This is a genomic window from Actinoallomurus oryzae (assembly GCF_039541955.1).
Lineage (GTDB): Bacteria > Actinomycetota > Actinomycetes > Streptosporangiales > Streptosporangiaceae > Actinoallomurus > Actinoallomurus oryzae.
Map to the genome: position 1 here is coordinate 168,102 of NZ_BAABHF010000017.1, position 17,215 is coordinate 185,316.

The window sequence follows — 17,215 nt, forward strand, 5'->3', positions numbered from 1 at the left end:
ACGAATCGTTACGCGCACGGGGCGTCGCTATGGCCCAGAACCCCCCTCCTCTGGTTAGGGTTGCTGTCGCGAACCCCCGGCGCGCACGGGCCTCCAGCCCCATCAGATCTCCCCGATCCGTGCCCCGGGCCCTGTTCGCGGGAACTTGCGGATCCGGCGTGGTCTCTAACAGAGAAGGCACATGCCGGGCAACTGATGGGCGGGATAAAGGCGAGACGAGGTATGCCCCTTCGTAAACCTCACAGTGAGGGTGCGCGTCCCACTGATGTGACCGAAACCCTCGTAGCCAGGAGCACGGCGGGAGCTGTGGCGGTCGCCTGGGACGCAGACCAGGCGGTCACCGCTCTCTACAGTGCCCACTACCGCTCGTTGGTACGTCTCGCGACGCTGCTCGTACGCGACGTCGCGACGGCGGAAGAGGTGGTTCAGGACGCGTTCGTGGCCATGCACGGCGCATGGCGGCGGCTGCGCGAGCCCGACAAGGCTCTGTCGTACCTACGGCAGTCCGTGGTGAACCGGTCGCGGTCAGTGTTGCGGCACCGTGCCGTCGTGGAGAAGTACGCCCCCAAGGGGCTTCCCGACGCGCCGAGCGCGGAGAACGGCGCGATCGTGGAGCTCGAGCGCTCCGCGGTCGTGAAAGCACTCGGCGCTCTGCCGAATCGGCAGCGCGAAGCGCTGGTGCTTCGTTATTACGGCGATCTGTCCGAAGCGGAGATCGCCAAGACGATGGGCATCAGCCGGGGGGCCGTCAAGAGCCACACCGCGCGCGGTATGGCCGCGCTACGCAGCGTCCTGGAGCAGCAGTAATGACCCAACCCTTCGACGACGAGTACGGCGACCGTCTTCGCCGTGCCCTGCACGCGGAGGCGGAAGCGGTCACGCCCTCTGCGGAGGGACTCGAGCGCATTCGCGCCAAGATCAACCAGCGGCACGAGCGGCGCTTCGGCGTCTTCTCCCTGTCCGCTTCCTGGTTGCGTCCGCTGGCGGCCGTCGCCGCCGCCGCCGTCGTGTGCGTCGTCGCGCTATCCGTCACACCCGGCCTGGCCAACTTCGTCCAGACCGGCCACTTCAGCCCGGACTCCGGCGGCCACAAGGGAAATTCGGCGGCCACCGACGGTCACTCCCAGGGCCAACCGCCACCGGGCGGTCCGTCGACTCCCAATCCGAGCTCCTCCCCCAGTCCGACCTCGATCCACCCGTCCGACTCGGGCAAGCACGTGGTCACCGGCACGTGCCCGCCCGGCGAGACCACGGTCACGCCCACCGCCACGCCGACGCCCGACGGCCCGGTCCACGTCGGCCCGAGCGCGCGCGTGACGTGCCAGGCGCCCCCTGGCGGCGGCACCACGACACCACCGAGTTCGGGCGGGACGACCCCGCCGACGGAGTCGTCCCCGCCGGCCGCCCCGTCGAGCGACCAGCCGACGTCGGACTCGGCCCCCACGACGGCGCCGAACCAGTCGCCCTGACCCGGTGGCGCCGTCCCGGAAACATCCGGCACGGCGCCGCCGGTCACCAGCGGCCCGTGCGGCTCAGCAGCACCGAGGCGGCGGCCACGCCCGCCGTCGAGGTGCGCAGCACCGTCGGGCCGAGCACGGACGGCACGCCGCCCGCCGCCGCGAACGCCGCGACCTCCTCGTCGGTCAGGCCGCCCTCCGGGCCGACGACCAGGACGATGTCTCCGGTGTCGGGCACCGGCAGGCCGCTCAGCGGGTGTTCGGCCTCCTCGTGCAGCACCACCGCCAGCCGCGCGTCCGCGACCCGCGCGACCGCGTCGGCGGTGGTGGCCAGGTCGGTGACCTCCGGAAGCCAGGCGCGACGGGCCTGCTTGGCGGCCTCCCGCGCCGTGCTGCGCCAGCGCGCGAGGGCCTTGGCCCGGCGTTCGGGACGCCACTGGGTCACGCAGCGCGCCGCCGCCCAGGGGACGATCACGTCCACCCCGACCTCGGTCATCGTCTCGACCGCCAGCTCTCCGCGGTCGCCCTTGGGCAGGGCCTGCACCACCACGATCCGCGGGTCCGGGCGGGGGACGTGCCGGCGTACGCGGGCCTCGAGGTGGAGGCTGTCCCGTGCGGCGGAGGTCACGACGCACTCGACGAGCCGGCCCTCTCCGTCGCCGAGGTCGACCCGCTCCCCCGGCCGCAGCCGGCGTACGGCCGCCGCGTGGCGCCCCTCGGGCCCGTCGAGGACGATCCGGTCGGACTCCAGGCGGGCGGGATCGCTGAGGAAGAGGGGTGGGCTCATGGCCCCGATCGTAGGCGTGCGGCGGGATCGAGTAGGCCCGCGGCCGTCGCGACGGCAGAGCGGATGAGACGGCGGAGGGCGGAACGAATGCATTTCCTGGTCATCGCTTACGACCACCCTGGTGAGGAAGGGCGGCGGCGCCGTGCCGCCGCCCGCGAGCGACATCTGGCGCAGGCCGCGTCGATGAGCGAGGTCGAAGCCGTGTTCGGCACGGCCATCCTCGACGATGACGGCGCCATGATCGGCTCGATGCTGGTGATGGCGGCCGAGTCCCGGGCGGCGTTGGACTCGTGGTTGCGGGTCGAGCCCTACGTGGTCGAGGACGTCTGGCGTGAGGTGCGCGTCAACCGGTGCGCGATAGGACCTTCGTTCCTACCGGCCGGCGAAACCTCCCCATGACCTCTGCCCCGGCGGCCGAGGACGCGTGAGCCGACGCGCCCCCGGTTCCGCCTTGAAGGGGAGCCGGGGGCGTCGTCTGCGGTCTCAGCGGCCGTTGAAGGCGTCGCGCAGCCGGGAGAAGAAGCCCTGCTGTCCGGGGGAGAACTTGCCGGGCGGGCGCTCCTCGCCGCGCAGCACGGCCAGGCGGCGCAGGAGCTCCTCCTGCTCCTCGTCGAGCTTGGTGGGCGTCTCGATGTTCACGTGGATCATCAGGTCGCCGCGGCCGTTCTCGTTGAGGTGCTTGACGCCCCGTCCGTACATCGGGATCTGCTGGCCGGACTGCGTGCCGGGCCGGATGTCGATTTCCTCCGGGCCGTCGAGGGTCTCCACGGTCAGCGACGTGCCGAGCGCGGCGGCGGTCATCGGCACCTGGACGGTGCAGTGCAGGTCGTCGCCCTGCCGCTCGAAGATCGCGTGCGGGCGTTCGACGATCTCCAGGAACAGGTCGCCGGCCGGGCCTCCGCCCGGGCCGACCTCGCCCTCGCCGGCGAGCTGGATGTGCGTGCCGTTCTCCACGCCGGCCGGGATGCGGACCTTGATCGTACGGCGGGTGCGGACCCGGCCGTCACCGGAGCACTCGGGGCACGGGGTGCGGATCACGCTGCCGTAGCCGCCGCACTGCGGGCAGGCGCGGGAGGTCATGACCTGGCCGAGGAAGGACCGGGTGACCTGCTGCACCTCGCCACGGCCGTGGCACATGTCGCAGGTCTCCGGCTGGGTGCCGGGCGCGGTGCCGGCTCCCGTGCAGTTGGTGCAGACGATCGCGGTGTCGACGGTCAGCTCGCGCGTGGTGCCGAACGCGGTCTCGGCCAGGTCGAGCTCGACGCGGATCGTGCCGTTGCGGCCGCGGCGCGCCCGGCTGCGCGGACCGCGCTGGGTCTGCGTGCCGAAGAAGGCGTCCATGATGTCGCTGAACGGGAAGCCCGCCCCGAATCCGCCGCCCGCGGCGCCGCCGCCGGGCGCGAAGGGGTCCGCGCCCAGGTCGTACATCTCGCGCTTCTTGGGGTCGGAGAGCACCTCGTACGCCTGGGTGATCTCCTTGAACCGGTCCTGGGTCTCGGGATCGGGGTTGACGTCCGGGTGCAGCTCTCGTGCGAGTCTGCGGTAGGCCTTCTTGATCTCGTCCGCACCCGCGTCGCGGCGTACTCCGAGGGTCGCGTAGTAGTCGTTCGCCACTTATGACCCCGCCAGTATCTGACCGACGTAACGTGCCACTGCGCGTACCGCTCCCATCGTGCCGGGGTAGTCCATCCGCGTCGGGCCGAGCACGCCGAGCCGCGCCACGGTCTGGTCGCCGGCGCCGTATCCGCTGGCGACCACCGAGGTCGTGAACAGGCTCTCGTGGGGATTCTCGGTGCCGATCCGTACGGTGAGGCCGGCGGGATCACCCATCTCGCCGAGCAGCCGCATCAGGACGACCTGTTCTTCCAAGGCCTCCAGCACCTCGCGGAGGCTCTGGGACAAGTCGGCGCGGGCGAGGTTCGCCGCGCCGGCGATGACGATCTTTTCTTCGTGTTTCTCGATCAGCGTCTCGAGCAGCACCGACAGCACGGTCGCGGCGAGCGGCCGTTCGTCGGGCGGCAGCCGGTCGGGCACCTCGGCGACGACGCCGGGCACGTCGTTCAGCCAGCAGCCGTCGAGGTGGGCGTTGAGCAGCGCGCGCAGGTGCGCGATGGACTCCTCCGAGACGCCCTCGGGCATCTCGATGGTCCGCTGCTCGACCCGGCCGGTGTTGGTGATGATGACCAGCAGCAGCCGCTCCGGGCCGATCGGCACCAGCTCGACGTGGCGTACCGCCGAGCGCGTGAGCGAGGGGTACTGCACGACGGCGACCTGCCGGGTCAGCTGCGCCAGCAGCCGTACGGTGCGGGTCACGACGTCGTCGAGGTCGTAGGCGCCGCCGAGGAACGTCTCGATGGCGCGCCGCTCCGCCACGGACAGCGGCTTGATCGTCGACAGCCGGTCGACGAAGAGCCGGTATCCCTTGTCGGTGGGCACGCGGCCCGCGCTCGTGTGCGGCTGGGCGATGTAGCCCTGCTCCTCGAGCATCGCCATGTCGTTACGGATCGTGGCCGGGGAGACGCCGAGATTGTGCCGGTCGGCCAGCGCCTTGGAACCCACGGGTTCATTGGTGGACACGTAGTCCTCAACGATGGCACGGAGCACCGCCAGCTTGCGATCGTCGAGCACGCACTCACCTCCCACGGTCGGCTTGGCACTCCACGTTCTTGAGTGCCAAGTGTACGGCGATCGGCGACCTTCGCGGTGAGTCGGCGGCGATGAACGACGGCGCGAATGGGTCGCTTCCTCAGATCGCCACGCAGTGGCGCAACGCCGTGCGCCACACCGGTATTCCGGCGTTCGCGGTGGCGTCGGCGCGCAAGCGTACCGGTTCGCGGGCGTGTTGGTCCCGGCTCGGCCGGGTTGGTCCCGGTACGTTGCGGCCCGTGCGGAGCAAGGATTACGGCGATGACGTTCTCGCGGGCGACTGGCGGCGTCCGCGCAAGGGCCAGATCCCCGAGATCGCGGCCGAGCCCGGCCTGGTGGCCGAAGATCCCTCCAGCGGCTTCTGCGGTGCGGTCGTGGCCTGTGCGAAGGACGCGGTGACCCTGGAGGACCGATTCGGCAAGCGGCGGGTGTTCCCGCTCGCCAAGGCCGGGTTCCTGATCGACGGCAAGCCGGTGACGCTCGTCCGCCCCACGTCAGCGCCGGGCCGTGCGCTGTCGGCCTCCGGCTCCGTCGCGGTACGGGACCTGCGCGCCCGGGTCGCACGGGAGAGCCGCATCTACGTCGAGGGCAAGCACGACGCGGAGCTGGTGGAGAAGATCTGGGGTCACGACCTGCGCGTCGAGGGGGTGGTCGTGGAGTTCCTCGAGGGCGTCGACCACCTGCCGGAGATCGCCGAGGAGTTCGGCCCCGGACCGGGCCGCCGCCTGGGCGTGCTGGTGGACCACCTGGTCACGGGCTCGAAGGAGTCGCGGATCGCCGACCAGGTCGCGTCGCCGTACGTTCTGGTCACCGGGCATCCGTTCATCGACATCTGGCAGGCGGTCAAGCCGGCCGCGCTCGGCATCCGCGCCTGGCCGGACGTCCCGCGCGGCGTTCCGTGGAAGGAGGGCGTGATCGCGGCGCTCGGCTGGAAGGGCGAGCCGGGCGAGGTCTGGCAGACCATCCTCGGCCGGGTGCGCAGCTACACGGACCTGGAGCCCGCGCTCCTCGGCCGGGTCGAGGAGCTGATCGACTTCGTCACCGATCCCTCGGCCGACGACTGACCGCGCGGCCCCCGGCGGGCGCCTGACCACGTGACCCCACAGGCGACGGCTGACCGCGCGGTCTCCCCGGCCGGCGGCTGACCGCGCAACCATCCGCGGCGCGCCCGCGTCTCATAGACTGCGACACCGCATCATGGGGACATTTCAGCACCTGTCCCTGCCGGAGGGGGCACGCGCGATGACCTACGGCCAGCACCACGGCGGGCCGCCGTACGCGGGACAGCCGCACGGCCGGCCACCGCATGGGCAGCCGCCGTACGGGCAACCGCCGTACGGCCCGCCGCCGGACGAGCCGGGACAGCCGCCGTACGGGCCGCCGCAGTACCCCCGGCCGGGGTACGCGCTTCCGGGGCATCCGGCGCCGCCCGGCCACGGGCTGCCGCCCCAGGGACACCACGACCCGTACTCCGGGCAGCCCACGCGCCGCCGCCGGCCGGAGACGCCGACCGGCGGGCCGGTCGACGACGAGGACGAGCGCTGGGCGGTACCCGCCTACGTCGGGATGTTCGTGTCCGGCTTCGTCGCCCCGGCCGTCGTCCTGGCCGCCAAGGGACGGACGTCGAACTTCGCGCGTTTCCACGCGACACAGGCGCTCAACCTGTTCGTGGCGATGTTCGTCTGCACGTCTCTGTCGCTCCTGCTGGCCTACTTCAAGGGACCGGACTGGCTGCCGCTCGTGCTGCTCGCGCTGGCGGCCGACTGCTTCTTCGTGATCAGAGCGGCGATCGGCGCGAACCGCTGCGAGTGGTACCGTCTGCCCGCGCTCGTCGCCTGGCGCATCTTCCGGTGAGGAGTCTCCATGGCCGATTCCGAGCACGAGAGTGAGCCGCCGCACGACGGCTGGCACCCTCCGTCGGGTCCCGCCGGCCCGCCGCCTCCCGACGCTCCTCCGTGGCCGCCGTACGGCGGCGCTCCCCCGCCTCCTCCCGGCCCGGGCCCCTACCACGGCCCACCGCCCGGCTACCACGGCCCACCGCCGGGCTACACCGGTCCGCCTCCGGGTTCCGGCGGCCCGCCGCCGGGCGGGTACTACGGTCCGCCGCCCCCGTACGGGCCGGGCATCACCGGGCCGGACGACACGACGTGGGCTCTCCTGGGGTACCTGGGCCAGTTCCTCATCGGCTTCATCGCCCCGCTGATCGTCTATCTGGCCCGCAAGGACCAGTCGCCGTTCGTCCGCTTTCACGGCGCGCAGGCCCTCAACCTGGCTCTGAGCTACCTGGCCGTCTTCTTCGGCGCCATCGCCATCGCCATCATCGGCGGGGCGGCGCGGATGCCCGCGGTGGCGATCGTCGCGATCCTGCTGATGTTCGCCTTCGCCATCGTGCACCTCGTGTACCTGATCGTCGGTGCGGTCAAGGCCGGCCGTCGCGAGATGTACCCGATCCCGACGTGGCTCTGCTGGCGGATGATCAGGTGAGGTCGCGGACGACGGCGTCGGCCAGGAGTCGTCCGCGCAGGGTGAGCACGGCGCGCCCCGCGTCGTACGCCTCGGGGACCAGCAGGCCGTCGCCGACCGCACGGCGGACCGCGGCCGGGTCGTCGAACAGGCCGAGCGGGCAGCCGTCCGCCAGCCGCAGCTCCAGCATGATGCGTTCGAAGCGGCGGTCGGCGTCCTCCAGCACCTCGCGGGCGTGCGCGGGGGTGGTCTCCTCCGCGAGCCGGGAGGCGTACGCGGCCGGGTGCTTGACGTTCCACCAGCGTGTGCCGCCGACGTGGCTGTGCGCGCCGGGGCCCACGCCCCACCAGTCGCCACCGGTCCAGTAGAGCAGGTTGTGGCGGCAGCGGGCCTCCTCGCTCGCCGCCCAGTTGGAGATCTCGTACCAGCCGAGGCCGTGCCCGGTGAGAGCGGCCTCGGCGGCGAGGTAGCGGTCGGCCATCGCGTCGTCGTCGGGCTGGGCCAGCTCACCGCGGCGCACCCGCGCGGCCAGGCGGGTGCCCTCCTCGACGATCAGGGCGTACGCGGAGACGTGGTCGGGCCCGGCGGCGACCGCGGCGTCGAGGCTGGCCTGCCAGTCGGCGTCGCTCTCGCCCGGCGTGCCGTAGATCAGGTCGAGGTTGACGTGGTCGAACCCGGCCTCCCGCGCCCAGGTCACGCACTGCTGCGGTCGGCCCGGGGTGTGCGTGCGGTCGAGCACGGCCAGGACGTGCTCCCGTACGCTCTGCATGCCGAACGACACGCGGGTGAAGCCCGCCTCGCGCAGCTCGGTCAGGTACGCCGGGCCGGCCGTCTCGGGGTTGGACTCGGTGGTGACCTCCGCGCCGGCGGCCAGCCCGAACTCCTTGCCGATCGCCTCCAGCACCCGGCCGAGGTCGCCCGCGGGCAGCAGCGTGGGCGTGCCGCCGCCGACGAACACCGTCTCCACCGGCAGGTCGACGTCGCCCAGCACACGCCGCGCCATGCGGATCTCGGCGATCGCCGTGTCGGCGTAGGACTCGCGTGAGGCACCGCGGAGTTCGGTCGCGGTGTAGGTGTTGAAGTCGCAGTAGCCGCAGCGCGTGACGCAGAACGGCACGTGCACGTAGAAGCCGAACGGCCGGCCGCCCAGGCCGGTCAGGGCGCTCGCGGGCAGCGCTCCGTCTCTCGGAACCGGGTCCCCGTCGGGCAGCGTCGATGGCACGTCTCAAGTGTGCCGCCCCCGGGAGGGTGCCCGCGCCGTGGCCCTGCCCGGAACCCCACCCGCATCGCTCGCGGCGGGCGAGGTTCTCCGGGCGGTCCCTCAGGCGCCGGGGACCGGCAGAGACCAGGACGCGGCGCGGAACTCCGCCCACACCGTCGTACGCCCGGAGTGCTCGGTCACCCCCCAGGCGTCCGCGAGCGCGTCGACGATCAGGATGCCCCGGCCGCTCTCCGCCTGAGCGTCGCGGCGGATCCGCGGCCGGCCCGCCGTCGTGCCGTCGTTGGTGACCTCGGCGCGGACGACCTCCCCGTACGCGGACAGGCCGATGGTGATCTGTCCCCCGTCGCCGCTCGGCGTGTGCACGATCGCGTTGGTGGCGAGCTCGCTCACCCCCAGGGCGACCTTCTCCAGAGCGGGATGCCGCGACCCGAGCGTCTCGCGTACGAACCGGCGGCCGTTCGCCACCGAACGCTCGACGCCCGGCAGGGTGATGGTGCTGCGCGGCGCCGTGTCCCCCGCGGCGCCGCCATCCACATCGCGCGGGGAGCCGTCACGGTGAACCCCCCGCCCTGCCATAGCAGCGTCCAATCTTCCTCCCGTCGAACCGCGACCACGGCGTGTCTACCCTCGTGTGACGCAAAAACACCGAATCTCGTTCCGGTGGCCGGGTGAGGACCGTCGATCAGGCCGGCCCGCCGTTTCGCGGGAGGCGGTCTCAGGCGTGCTGCCGCAGCTCCAGCCCGTCGGCGAGCTCGCGCCACTGCGACCGGGGCAGGGACCCCTGCTCGTCGGTCGTGACCTGCAGGACCACATGATCGGCACCGGCCTCGCGGTGCGCGGCGATCCGCTCGCGGATCGCGTCCATGCCGCCCCAGGCGAACAGGGCGTCGACCAGCCGGTCGCTGCCGCCGTCGCGGAGGTCGTCGTCGGTGAAGCCGTAGCGGCGCAGGTTGCTCGTGTAGTTCGGCAGCTTGAGGTAGCCCGCGAGGCGGCCGCGCGCGGTGGTGCGGGCGCGTTCGGGATCGGTCTGGAGGACGACCTTCATCTCCGGGGCCAGCAGCGGGTCCGGCCCGAGGATCTCGCGGGCGGTGGCGGTGTGCTCGGGGGTGATGAGGTACGGGTGGGCGCCCGCGGCGCGGTCCCGTGACAGCGCGAGCATGCGGGGCCCGAGCGCGGCGAGCACCCGGCCGTCCTTGGGCGACCCGGCCGCGTCGAGCCGGTCGAGGAAGCCCACCATCGCGGAGTACGGCTTGGAGTAGTCCTTGGCCAGGGCGCCGTGGCTGGCGCCGAGGCCGAGCAGGAAGCGGCCGGGGTACTCGGCGGCGACGGCGGCCTGTTCCTCGGCCACCTCGGCGGCCTCGTAGTCCCAGATGCTCAGGATGCCGGTCGCGACGACGACGCGGGAGGTCGCCGCCAGGAGCGGGCGCGCGTGGCGTACGCCGGGACTGGCGCCGAGCCAGATCGCGCCGTAGCCGAGCTCCTCCAGCTCCGCCGCGGCCTCACGTATCTCGCCCGCGGCGCGCGGGTCCTCGTCGCGCAGCCCGGCGTCCCAGATGCCGATCCGGCCCAGTTCCATGTCCGGCTCCACCCTTCGGTCGACTTGTGAGAGGCGACAACCCGGCCGGACGGCGCGTTATTTCTTGCCCTTCTCCGGAGCGGCCGTGGTGGACAGGGCGGCGACGAAGGCCTCCTGCGGGACGTCGACCCGGCCGATCGTCTTCATCCGCTTCTTGCCCTCCTTCTGCTTCTCCAGCAGCTTGCGCTTACGGGAGATGTCACCGCCGTAGCACTTGGCGAGGACGTCCTTGCGGATGGCGCGGATGTTCTCGCGGGCGATGATCCGCGAACCGACCGCGGCCTGGATCGGCACCTCGAACTGCTGGCGCGGGATCAGCTCCTTGAGCTTGGCCGTCATCATCAGGCCGTACTCGCGGGACTTGTCCTTGTGCACGATCTGGCTGAACGCGTCCACCGACTCGCCCTGGAGCAGGATGTCGACCTTGACCAGGTCGGCCTCCTGCTCGCCGCTGGGCTCGTAGTCGAGCGAGGCGTATCCGCGTGTACGGGACTTCAGCTGGTCGAAGAAGTCGAAGATGATCTCGGCCAGCGGCAGCGTGTAGCGGATCTCGACGCGGTCCTCGGACAGGTAGTCCATGCCGAGCAGCACGCCGCGGCGGCTCTGGCACAGCTCCATGATCGCGCCGATGTGCTCGGCCGGCGACAGGAGCGTGGCCCGCACCACCGGCTCGTACACCGTGTTGATCTTTCCCTCGGGGAACTCGCTCGGGTTGGTGACCCGGTGCTCCTCGCCGTTCTCCATCACGACGCGGTAGACGACGTTCGGCGCGGTGGAGATCAGCGACAGGTCGAACTCCCGCTCGAGCCGCTCGCGGACGATCTCCATGTGCAGCAGGCCCAGGAACCCGCAGCGGAACCCGAAGCCGAGCGCCAGCGAGGTCTCCGGCTCGTACACGAGCGCGGCGTCGTTGAGCCGCAGCTTGTCGAGGGCGTCGCGCAGCTCGGGGTAGTCGTCGCCGTCCACGGGATAGAGGCCGGAGAAGACCATGGGCCGGGGGTTGCGGTAGCCGCCGAGAGGGTCGTCGGCCCGGCGGCTCGCGCTGGTCACCGTGTCGCCGACGCGTGCCTGGCGGACGTCCTTCACGCCGGTGATGAGGTAGCCGACCTCGCCGACCCCGAGCCCGTCGACCGGCTTGGGCTCGGGCGAGATCACCCCCACCTCGAGGGTGTCGTGCGCCGCGCCGGTGGACATCATGAGGCTCTTCTCACGCCGCGACAGGCGCCCGTCGACCACCCGTACGTAGGTGACGACGCCGCGGTAGGTGTCGTACACCGAGTCGAAGATCAGCGCCCGCGCGGGCCCGTCGGGGTCGCCCGTCGGCGGCGGCACGGTCGCGACGATGTTGTCGAGCAGGTCCGCGACGCCCTCGCCGGTCTTACCGGAGACCCGCAGGACCTCGGACGGGTCGCAGCCGATGATCCCGGCGATCTCCTCGGCGTACTTGTCCGGCTGCGCGGCCGGCAGGTCGATCTTGTTGAGGACCGGGATGATGTGCAGGTCCGCCTCGAGCGCGAGGTAGAGGTTGGCGAGCGTCTGCGCCTCGATGCCCTGGGCGGCGTCCACGAGGAGCACCGCGCCCTCACACGCCTCGAGCGACCGGGAGACCTCGTAGGAGAAGTCGACGTGCCCGGGGGTGTCGATGAGGTTGAGGACGTAGTCCTTCCACGGCAGGCGCACGGCCTGGCTCTTGATGGTGATGCCGCGCTCACGCTCGATGTCCATGCGGTCGAGGTACTGCGCGCGCATCTGGCGCTCCTCGACCACACCGGTGAGCTGCAGCATGCGGTCGGCGAGCGTCGACTTGCCATGGTCGATGTGCGCGATGATGCAGAAGTTGCGAATCACCGCGGGATCGGTGTGGGTCTGGTTCGGTACGGGCGGCACCGGCGTCCTCGGGAAGTGATGGAACTAGCGTTATCCATGGTCCCATGCCGCGCGCGATGCTCGGTTCCGCGCCCGCCCGGACCCCGCGTCTCCTCCCAGTCGTTGAAGGGGCGGCGGAAGTCGGCGAGGATCCGGACATGGCTTCGCCTCCACCCGCCGCCGGCCCGCGGCTGGCCTGGGCCGCCCTGCCGGCGTCCGTACGGTCGGCCGTCGAGGCACGCGCGGGCGCGGCCGTCGTACGGGCACGCGACCAGCGGGGCGGGTTCTCGCCCGGCGTGGCGGCGCGGCTGCTGCTGGAGGACGGGCGCCGGTTGTTCGTCAAGGCGGTGGCGCCGTCGATCAATCCGGTCTCCCCGGACCTCCACCGCGGCGAGGCCCGTACGCTCGCCGCACTGCCGGCCACCGCGCCCGCGCCGCGCCTGCTCTGGAGTTACGACGACGGTGACTGGGTGGTGCTCGGCATCGAGGACGTCGAGGGGCGTACGCCCGCGCTGCCGTGGCGCCGCGACGACCTCGACCGGGTCGTGGCGGCGGTCGCGGCGATGGCGCGGGCACTGACCCCGGCACCAGAGGGCTTTCCCGCCGTGGCGGAGAAGATGGACGCCGCGTTCACCGGCTGGCGGACGCTCGCCGCGGACCCGCCGCCGGACCTGGGCCCGTGGGAGTCGCGGCGGCTCGACCGGCTCGCCGCGGTGGAGGAGTCGTGGAGCGATCACGTGGCCGGCGACACGCTCCTCCACCTCGACCTGCGCGCCGACAACGTGCTGCTCGACCGCTCCGGCGGCGTGCACGTCGTCGACTGGGCCCACGCGTGCGTGGGCGCGCCCTGGGTCGATCTCGCGCTGCTCCTGGCCGAGGTGGACGATCCGGCCGCCGACGAGATCCTCGCCGATGCCGGAGCACCTCGCGAGGGCGTGGACGCGCTGCTGTGCGCGTTCGCCGGGCTGCTGGCCGAGCACTGCCGCCGCCCGTCCCCGCCCGGCCTGCCGACGATCCGCGCCTACCAGCGCGCGTACGCTGAGAGCACGATCGGCTGGCTGGCACGACGCTGGGAATCCGGTTCGGTTTGGGCGTTGGAGTAGGGCTTGGTAGGCTGTCCCACTGCGTGTGGGCGCGTTAGGTCCCGCGCCCCATCCCATCGACTTCATACCTGAGGCTTCTTTCGTGGCGAACATCAAGTCCCAGATCAAGCGGAACAAGCAGAACGAAAAGGCTCGTCTGCGTAACAAGGCGGTCAAGTCGGAGCTGAAGACCGAGATCCGCAAGTTCCGCGAGGCCGCGGAGTCGGGCGACGCCGACGCGGCCAACGCCCAGCTGCGCGTCGCGCTCCGCAAGCTCGACAAGGCCGCCAGCAAGGGCGTCATCCACAAGAACCAGGCCGCCAACCGCAAGTCGGCGATCGCCAAGCGCGCCGCCGCCCTGCAGGCCAAGTAAGGTTCTGAAGCTCTTCTGACGCCGCGCCCGACCGGGCGCGGCGTCGTTGTGCTGTCTCGACGTCAGGACAGCCGGTGGCGCACCCAGACGCACGGTTCGCAGTAGACCGCGTGACCATGCACGGTTTCGCAGTGCACCGGGACCAACGCGCCCGGCACCTCGACGGGGCCGGTGGTGTCGAACGGCAGCCCGGTCCAGGCGCGCCAGTCCGCGATGCTCCCGGCGATGGTCATCGCCCGTGCCGACGTCCCGGTGATCCGGCCCCCGGCCCGGACATGGACCCGTAGCCACGGATCGACCGGCAGGCCGTCCTCGCGGCGCAGGTTCGCGTAGTCGACGATCGACATCTGCGGATGATGATGTTTGGCATTGGGCCTCACCGGCGCGACCAGGTCGGCGTAGCCCTGGTCAGCGGCGTTGCGGCGCATCGCGGCGAGCATGATCGATGACATGCCCTTGCCCTTGAGATCCGCCCGGACGGAGATCTCCAGTGCGGACACCATCGTGCCTCGACGGCGGACCGACCGGTCGCGCGCCGCGATGAGAACGACCTGGTCCCAGCCACCGGCCGGAAGTGACTCCTCTGGGTCACTCGCCCAGGTGAACGGCACGCTGTAGCCCTTGGCGACCAGGCGGTCCGGACGGTTCCGGTCGATCGCGATCAGCACGAACTCGGGGTAGGCCGTGACGGCGTCGCCGTAGTACAGCGGAGCGACCGGATCCTGCCGCATGAACGCGGGCCAGTCGTTGAAGTCCTCCAGCAGCGGCACGAGGTCGGGCCGCTGCGCTGCGGTGGTCACCAGTAGATCCATGGTGCCGCTCCCTCGTGCTCCCGGGTCCAGGCCCGGCGCACGCTACCGAGCCGGCCCCGGGCACGCACCTGGTTTTCGCCGGCGCCGGGATCGCGCCCCGTGGGTGATGGTTCAGGGGGTCGCGGGCCAGGAGCCGGTGATCTGCCGGTCGAGTTCCGCCCAGGTGGCGACCGGGTGTACCCAGCCGGGCGGCGTGGCGGGCTGGGGGCCGAACAGGTACAGGTGCGGCACCAGTCCCCGCAGGGTCGTGTGCACCGAGAGGCGGTCGTCGACCATGTGGGTGATGCCGAGTTCGGCGCAGTGGCCGGCCTTGTCGGCGCGTTTTCGGCAGAAGCGGACGTGCTGCGGTGCGATTCCCGTGCGCCGGTAGAAATCGTGGCGGTCGAGCCATTCCAGCGTGCGGCGTTGAATGCGCTCGCCGCACTTCGATATCACCCAGACACGGCCGCCGAAGCGGTCGACCAGTCCCGGCAGCGTCTCGAACATGCCCTCCGTGGCCGGGGACCGCATCGCCTCCTCGGCGTCTCCGTCGAGGAAGGCGGTGTCCGCCTCACCCGATTCCGCCGCGCCGCCGTGGATGACCCGGCCGAAATCCACTCCCAGGCGCGGTTGTGTCATGACATTCATCGCACCAGATTGCGGCATATCCCGCCCGGCGGTAAACCGATTATCCCGACCGCCGTCTAACGGCCGAATCCATTGATATACCGCTCGACCGCCCGCCGGTCGTATCCCCGGAACACCACGTCGAACAACGGAGGCGGCCCGCCGGGCCGGGGACCGGTGGTGCCGCCCGTCGTCAGATTTCGTACGTACTCGTCCACCTGCCGCCGGTCGTACCCTCGCCAGACGACCGGGAAGTCCGGTCCTTGCGCCGCAGGCTCCCACAGCTCTTCCACGCGCTCACCCGTCCTGACCCGGCGCCCGCCCACCGAGGCGCGTCAGCGCGTGCCGCGGGCGGCGACGATCTGGTTGATCGCCTTCTCCAGAGCGTATGCCGGATCGGCACCCGCGCCCTTCACTTGAGCATCGGTCTCGGCCACCACCTGGAGGGCCTGCGCGACGCCCTCCGGGGTCCAGCCGCGCAGCTGCTGCCGTACGCGGTCGACCTTCCACGGCGGCATGCCCAGCTCCTTGGCGAGCCCGGCGCCGCGCAGCCCGCGGGGAGCGCCGCCGACCTTGGCGAGTGAACGGACGCCCTGAGCCAGCGCGCTCGTGATCAGCACCGGGGCGACGCCCGTGGCCAGGGCCCAGCGCAGCTGTTCGAGCGCGTCCGCGAGCTTGCCCTCCACCGCGCGGTCGGCGACGTTGAATCCGCTGACCTCCGCGCGCCCGCGGTGGTAGCGCGCGACCGCCGCGTCGCCGACCTTGCCGCCGGTGTCGGCGACGAGCTGGCTGCAGGCGCTGGCGAGCTCACGCAGGTCGTTGCCCACGGCGTCGAGCAGGCTGCGCGCGGCGTCCTCACCGATGCTGCCGCCGGCCCGGCGTACCTCGGACCGTACGAACGCGACCCGCTCCCCCGGCCGGGTGATCTTCTGACAGGTCACCTTGCGCGCGCCCGCCTTGGTGAGGGCGTCGACCAGCGCCTTGCCCTTGACACCGCCCGCGTGCACGACGACGAAGTCGATGTCGTCGGCGGGATCCCGGGCGTACGCGCCGATCTCGGCGATCAGGTCCTTGCCGAAGTCCTGCGCGGAGCGGAGCACGACGACCCGGCCCCCACCGAACAGCGACGGCGACGTCAGCTCGGCGAGCGCCCCGCGGTTCAGCGTCGCCGGGGTCAGCTCGTGCACGTCGACATCGGACTCGCGCGCGCGTGCGGCGCTGACGACGTCGGCGATCGCCCGGTCGACCAGCAGTTCTTCGTCACCGACGATCAGGGTGAGGCGTTCGGAGGACACGCTTGCAGCATGCCATGCCACGAGGATCCCCCGCGCCGTACCGGCGACTTCAGCCATTGCCCGGCGGCCGGATCCCACAACGGCGACTTCGCGGTGATGCTGCTCGCCAACGGCCGCACCATCCGTCCTCGCCGACACCGACGGGCCCGCGGCCTGGACATGGCGCGGGCGCCGTCCTGCTGCGCGCCAGAGCCGCGGCCGCCCCGTGCCGAACCGCGGCCACGACCGACCAGGAGCCGCACTCCGACACGACACGGGCAGGCCACAACCGTGCGCGGGGCGGTGGCGGGACCACACGATGACCGCGTCGCAGCGGCACGGTCTCCGCCGCGCGACCGGCGGCCCCGGCGCCGCCCGCGGCCAGGCTGTCGCCGCCGAGCACGCGGGCGCGACCGGCCGGGGAACCGTGAAGGGGCGCGTTCGGTGGCTGTCGTCAGCCGGTGCCGGCGGGTACGTGTGGGCGGAAGGCGACGGCGCGTACCGGACCGAGGTCGTCGTTCTTCGGGTCGGGTGGCAGCGGGAACACCGTCGTCAGCAGCCGCCAGCCGAGCGGATGCGTCTCGCTGAGGGAGACGAGCAGCGAACGGCACTCCTCGGCGGGCAGGAAGCGGTGCTCGGGCTCGGCGAACCGGAGATGGCCGATGCGCAGTTCGAGCGCGCGGCCGGCGCGGATGTTGCGCACCCAGTCGGCGCGGTTCCCCCATGCGGCGACCACGACGACCTCGCCGGTCTCGTGGTCGAGACGGGCGACCTCCAGCACGGTCTCGCGGCGCAGCCCGGTGAGCCGTCCCTGGTGGGCCAGATAGAGGAAGCGCTTGCCGAGAAGGAAACCCAGGTCGCGGCGGTACACCCAACGCGGTGCCCGCAGAGCGTGGAGCAACAACCCCTCGGGTCTACGGGCGCCGGACGCTTCTCGGCTCATCGTCCAATAATGCCCGATCGAATCCGGGATGGGCGCTTGGAACGAGCTCGTCCGGATCTCGTGCGGCCTCCGGCGGGACGGCGGGAATCGCCATTACCCGCGGCCGGT

The 17,215-nt window shown here is 71.9% G+C and carries 20 protein-coding genes; 8 read left to right on the forward strand and 12 right to left on the reverse strand.

All coding sequences use genetic code 11. The features are described 5' to 3' along the window. Positions 1-222: 222 nt before the first annotated feature. Entirely contained in the window at positions 223-807 is a 585-nt protein-coding gene (locus tag ABEA10_RS13680) for a SigE family RNA polymerase sigma factor (RefSeq protein ID WP_425550901.1), read from the forward strand. Beyond that, positions 807-1,469 (forward strand): hypothetical protein, encoded by a 663-nt coding sequence (locus ABEA10_RS13685; protein ID WP_345462698.1) that lies wholly within the window; start codon positions 807-809, stop codon positions 1,467-1,469. Before ABEA10_RS13680 ends, ABEA10_RS13685 begins: the two co-directional genes overlap by 1 nt. A 43-nt stretch (positions 1,470-1,512) precedes the next feature. Here the strand turns inward: ABEA10_RS13685 and ABEA10_RS13690 are convergent, their stop codons facing one another. Further along, positions 1,513-2,244 (reverse strand): 16S rRNA (uracil(1498)-N(3))-methyltransferase, encoded by a 732-nt coding sequence (locus tag ABEA10_RS13690; RefSeq protein ID WP_345462701.1) that lies wholly within the window; start codon positions 2,242-2,244, stop codon positions 1,513-1,515. An 87-nt stretch (positions 2,245-2,331) separates the two neighbouring features. On the opposite strand from ABEA10_RS13690, the gene ABEA10_RS13695 reads away from it, so the two are divergent. Beyond that, entirely contained in the window at positions 2,332-2,643 is a 312-nt protein-coding gene (locus ABEA10_RS13695) for a YciI family protein (protein WP_345462704.1), read from the forward strand. An 84-nt stretch (positions 2,644-2,727) separates the two neighbouring features. On the opposite strand, the gene dnaJ is transcribed toward ABEA10_RS13695, so the two are convergent. Both dnaJ and hrcA read right to left on the reverse strand, forming a co-directional pair. Continuing rightward, a complete protein-coding gene (dnaJ, locus tag ABEA10_RS13700; protein ID WP_345462707.1) occupies positions 2,728-3,858 on the reverse strand; it encodes a molecular chaperone DnaJ in 1,131 nt (376 codons plus the stop codon). After that, a complete protein-coding gene (hrcA, locus tag ABEA10_RS13705) occupies positions 3,859-4,872 on the reverse strand; it encodes a heat-inducible transcriptional repressor HrcA (protein ID WP_345462710.1) in 1,014 nt (337 codons plus the stop codon). It abuts the gene before it with no gap. 257 nt (positions 4,873-5,129) lie between these two features. Between hrcA and ABEA10_RS13710 the strand changes: the two genes are divergently transcribed. The 3 genes from ABEA10_RS13710 to ABEA10_RS13720 all read left to right on the forward strand — a co-directional run bounded on the left by ABEA10_RS13710 (position 5,130) and on the right by ABEA10_RS13720 (position 7,374). Beyond that, on the forward strand, positions 5,130-5,954 hold the full coding sequence (locus ABEA10_RS13710) for a DUF3097 domain-containing protein (protein WP_345462713.1): 825 nt from the start codon (positions 5,130-5,132) through the stop codon (positions 5,952-5,954). Positions 5,955-6,087: 133 nt separating this feature from the next. After that, entirely contained in the window at positions 6,088-6,744 is a 657-nt protein-coding gene (locus ABEA10_RS13715) for a magnetosome magnetite crystal formation protein family (protein ID WP_345462716.1), read from the forward strand. Positions 6,745-6,753: 9 nt separating this feature from the next. Then, entirely contained in the window at positions 6,754-7,374 is a 621-nt protein-coding gene (locus ABEA10_RS13720; RefSeq protein ID WP_345462719.1) for a DUF4870 domain-containing protein, read from the forward strand. Here the strand turns inward: ABEA10_RS13720 and hemW are convergent. From hemW to lepA, 4 genes are all read right to left on the reverse strand, one after another. Continuing rightward, positions 7,367-8,575, reverse strand: a complete 1,209-nt coding sequence (gene hemW, locus ABEA10_RS13725) for a radical SAM family heme chaperone HemW (RefSeq protein WP_345462722.1) — start codon at positions 8,573-8,575, stop codon at positions 7,367-7,369. The genes ABEA10_RS13720 and hemW overlap by 8 nt on opposite strands. A gap of 99 nt (positions 8,576-8,674) precedes the next feature. After that, complete coding sequence (locus ABEA10_RS13730) at positions 8,675-9,151, reverse strand: ATP-binding protein (RefSeq protein WP_345462725.1); 477 nt, start codon at positions 9,149-9,151, stop codon at positions 8,675-8,677. A 139-nt stretch (positions 9,152-9,290) separates the two neighbouring features. Beyond that, a complete protein-coding gene (locus ABEA10_RS13735) occupies positions 9,291-10,151 on the reverse strand; it encodes an LLM class F420-dependent oxidoreductase (protein ID WP_345462728.1) in 861 nt (286 codons plus the stop codon). Positions 10,152-10,208: 57 nt separating this feature from the next. Beyond that, the gene (lepA, locus tag ABEA10_RS13740; RefSeq protein ID WP_345462731.1) at positions 10,209-12,038 is read right to left on the reverse strand and encodes a translation elongation factor 4; all 1,830 of its coding nucleotides are present in this window, start codon (positions 12,036-12,038) and stop codon (positions 10,209-10,211) included. A 137-nt stretch (positions 12,039-12,175) separates the two neighbouring features. On the opposite strand from lepA, the gene ABEA10_RS13745 reads away from it, so the two are divergent. Together ABEA10_RS13745 and rpsT are read left to right on the forward strand one after the other, a co-directional pair. Further along, positions 12,176-13,120 carry a phosphotransferase family protein gene (locus tag ABEA10_RS13745; RefSeq protein WP_345462735.1) on the forward strand — a complete coding sequence of 315 codons (945 nt, stop codon included), beginning with the start codon at positions 12,176-12,178 and terminating at the stop codon, positions 13,118-13,120. An 82-nt stretch (positions 13,121-13,202) separates the two neighbouring features. Beyond that, a complete protein-coding gene (gene rpsT, locus ABEA10_RS13750) occupies positions 13,203-13,472 on the forward strand; it encodes a 30S ribosomal protein S20 (RefSeq protein WP_345462738.1) in 270 nt (89 codons plus the stop codon). Positions 13,473-13,534: 62 nt separating this feature from the next. On the opposite strand, the gene ABEA10_RS13755 is transcribed toward rpsT, so the two are convergent. The 5 genes from ABEA10_RS13755 to ABEA10_RS13775 all read right to left on the reverse strand — a co-directional run bounded on the left by ABEA10_RS13755 (position 13,535) and on the right by ABEA10_RS13775 (position 17,107). After that, complete coding sequence (locus tag ABEA10_RS13755) at positions 13,535-14,284, reverse strand: N-acetyltransferase (RefSeq protein ID WP_345462741.1); 750 nt, start codon at positions 14,282-14,284, stop codon at positions 13,535-13,537. 111 nt (positions 14,285-14,395) lie between these two features. After that, complete coding sequence (locus tag ABEA10_RS13760; RefSeq protein WP_345462744.1) at positions 14,396-14,902, reverse strand: hypothetical protein; 507 nt, start codon at positions 14,900-14,902, stop codon at positions 14,396-14,398. A 65-nt stretch (positions 14,903-14,967) separates the two neighbouring features. Beyond that, positions 14,968-15,183: a hypothetical protein gene (locus tag ABEA10_RS13765; protein ID WP_345462747.1), complete on the reverse strand. Its 216-nt coding sequence runs from the start codon at positions 15,181-15,183 to the stop codon at positions 14,968-14,970. A gap of 42 nt (positions 15,184-15,225) precedes the next feature. Continuing rightward, positions 15,226-16,185 (reverse strand): DNA polymerase III subunit delta, encoded by a 960-nt coding sequence (gene holA, locus ABEA10_RS13770; RefSeq protein WP_345462750.1) that lies wholly within the window; start codon positions 16,183-16,185, stop codon positions 15,226-15,228. 433 nt (positions 16,186-16,618) lie between these two features. Continuing rightward, positions 16,619-17,107 (reverse strand): nitroreductase/quinone reductase family protein, encoded by a 489-nt coding sequence (locus ABEA10_RS13775; RefSeq protein ID WP_345462754.1) that lies wholly within the window; start codon positions 17,105-17,107, stop codon positions 16,619-16,621. Positions 17,108-17,215 lie beyond the last annotated feature (108 nt).

Coding starts and splice junctions, on each gene's coding strand:
- ABEA10_RS13680 (WP_425550901.1), top strand. CDS start 223: ATGCCCCTTCGTAAACCTCACAGTGAGGGTGCGCGTCCCACTGATGTG.
- ABEA10_RS13685 (WP_345462698.1), top strand. CDS start 807: ATGACCCAACCCTTCGACGACGAGTACGGCGACCGTCTTCGCCGTGCC.
- ABEA10_RS13690 (WP_345462701.1), bottom strand. CDS start 2,244: ATGAGCCCACCCCTCTTCCTCAGCGATCCCGCCCGCCTGGAGTCCGAC.
- ABEA10_RS13695 (WP_345462704.1), top strand. CDS start 2,332: ATGCATTTCCTGGTCATCGCTTACGACCACCCTGGTGAGGAAGGGCGG.
- ABEA10_RS13715 (WP_345462716.1), top strand. CDS start 6,088: ATGGGGACATTTCAGCACCTGTCCCTGCCGGAGGGGGCACGCGCGATG.
- ABEA10_RS13720 (WP_345462719.1), top strand. CDS start 6,754: ATGGCCGATTCCGAGCACGAGAGTGAGCCGCCGCACGACGGCTGGCAC.
- ABEA10_RS13730 (WP_345462725.1), bottom strand. CDS start 9,151: ATGGCAGGGCGGGGGGTTCACCGTGACGGCTCCCCGCGCGATGTGGAT.
- ABEA10_RS13735 (WP_345462728.1), bottom strand. CDS start 10,151: ATGGAACTGGGCCGGATCGGCATCTGGGACGCCGGGCTGCGCGACGAG.
- ABEA10_RS13745 (WP_345462735.1), top strand. CDS start 12,176: ATGGCTTCGCCTCCACCCGCCGCCGGCCCGCGGCTGGCCTGGGCCGCC.
- ABEA10_RS13755 (WP_345462741.1), bottom strand. CDS start 14,284: ATGGATCTACTGGTGACCACCGCAGCGCAGCGGCCCGACCTCGTGCCG.
- ABEA10_RS13760 (WP_345462744.1), bottom strand. CDS start 14,902: ATGACACAACCGCGCCTGGGAGTGGATTTCGGCCGGGTCATCCACGGC.
- ABEA10_RS13775 (WP_345462754.1), bottom strand. CDS start 17,107: ATGAGCCGAGAAGCGTCCGGCGCCCGTAGACCCGAGGGGTTGTTGCTC.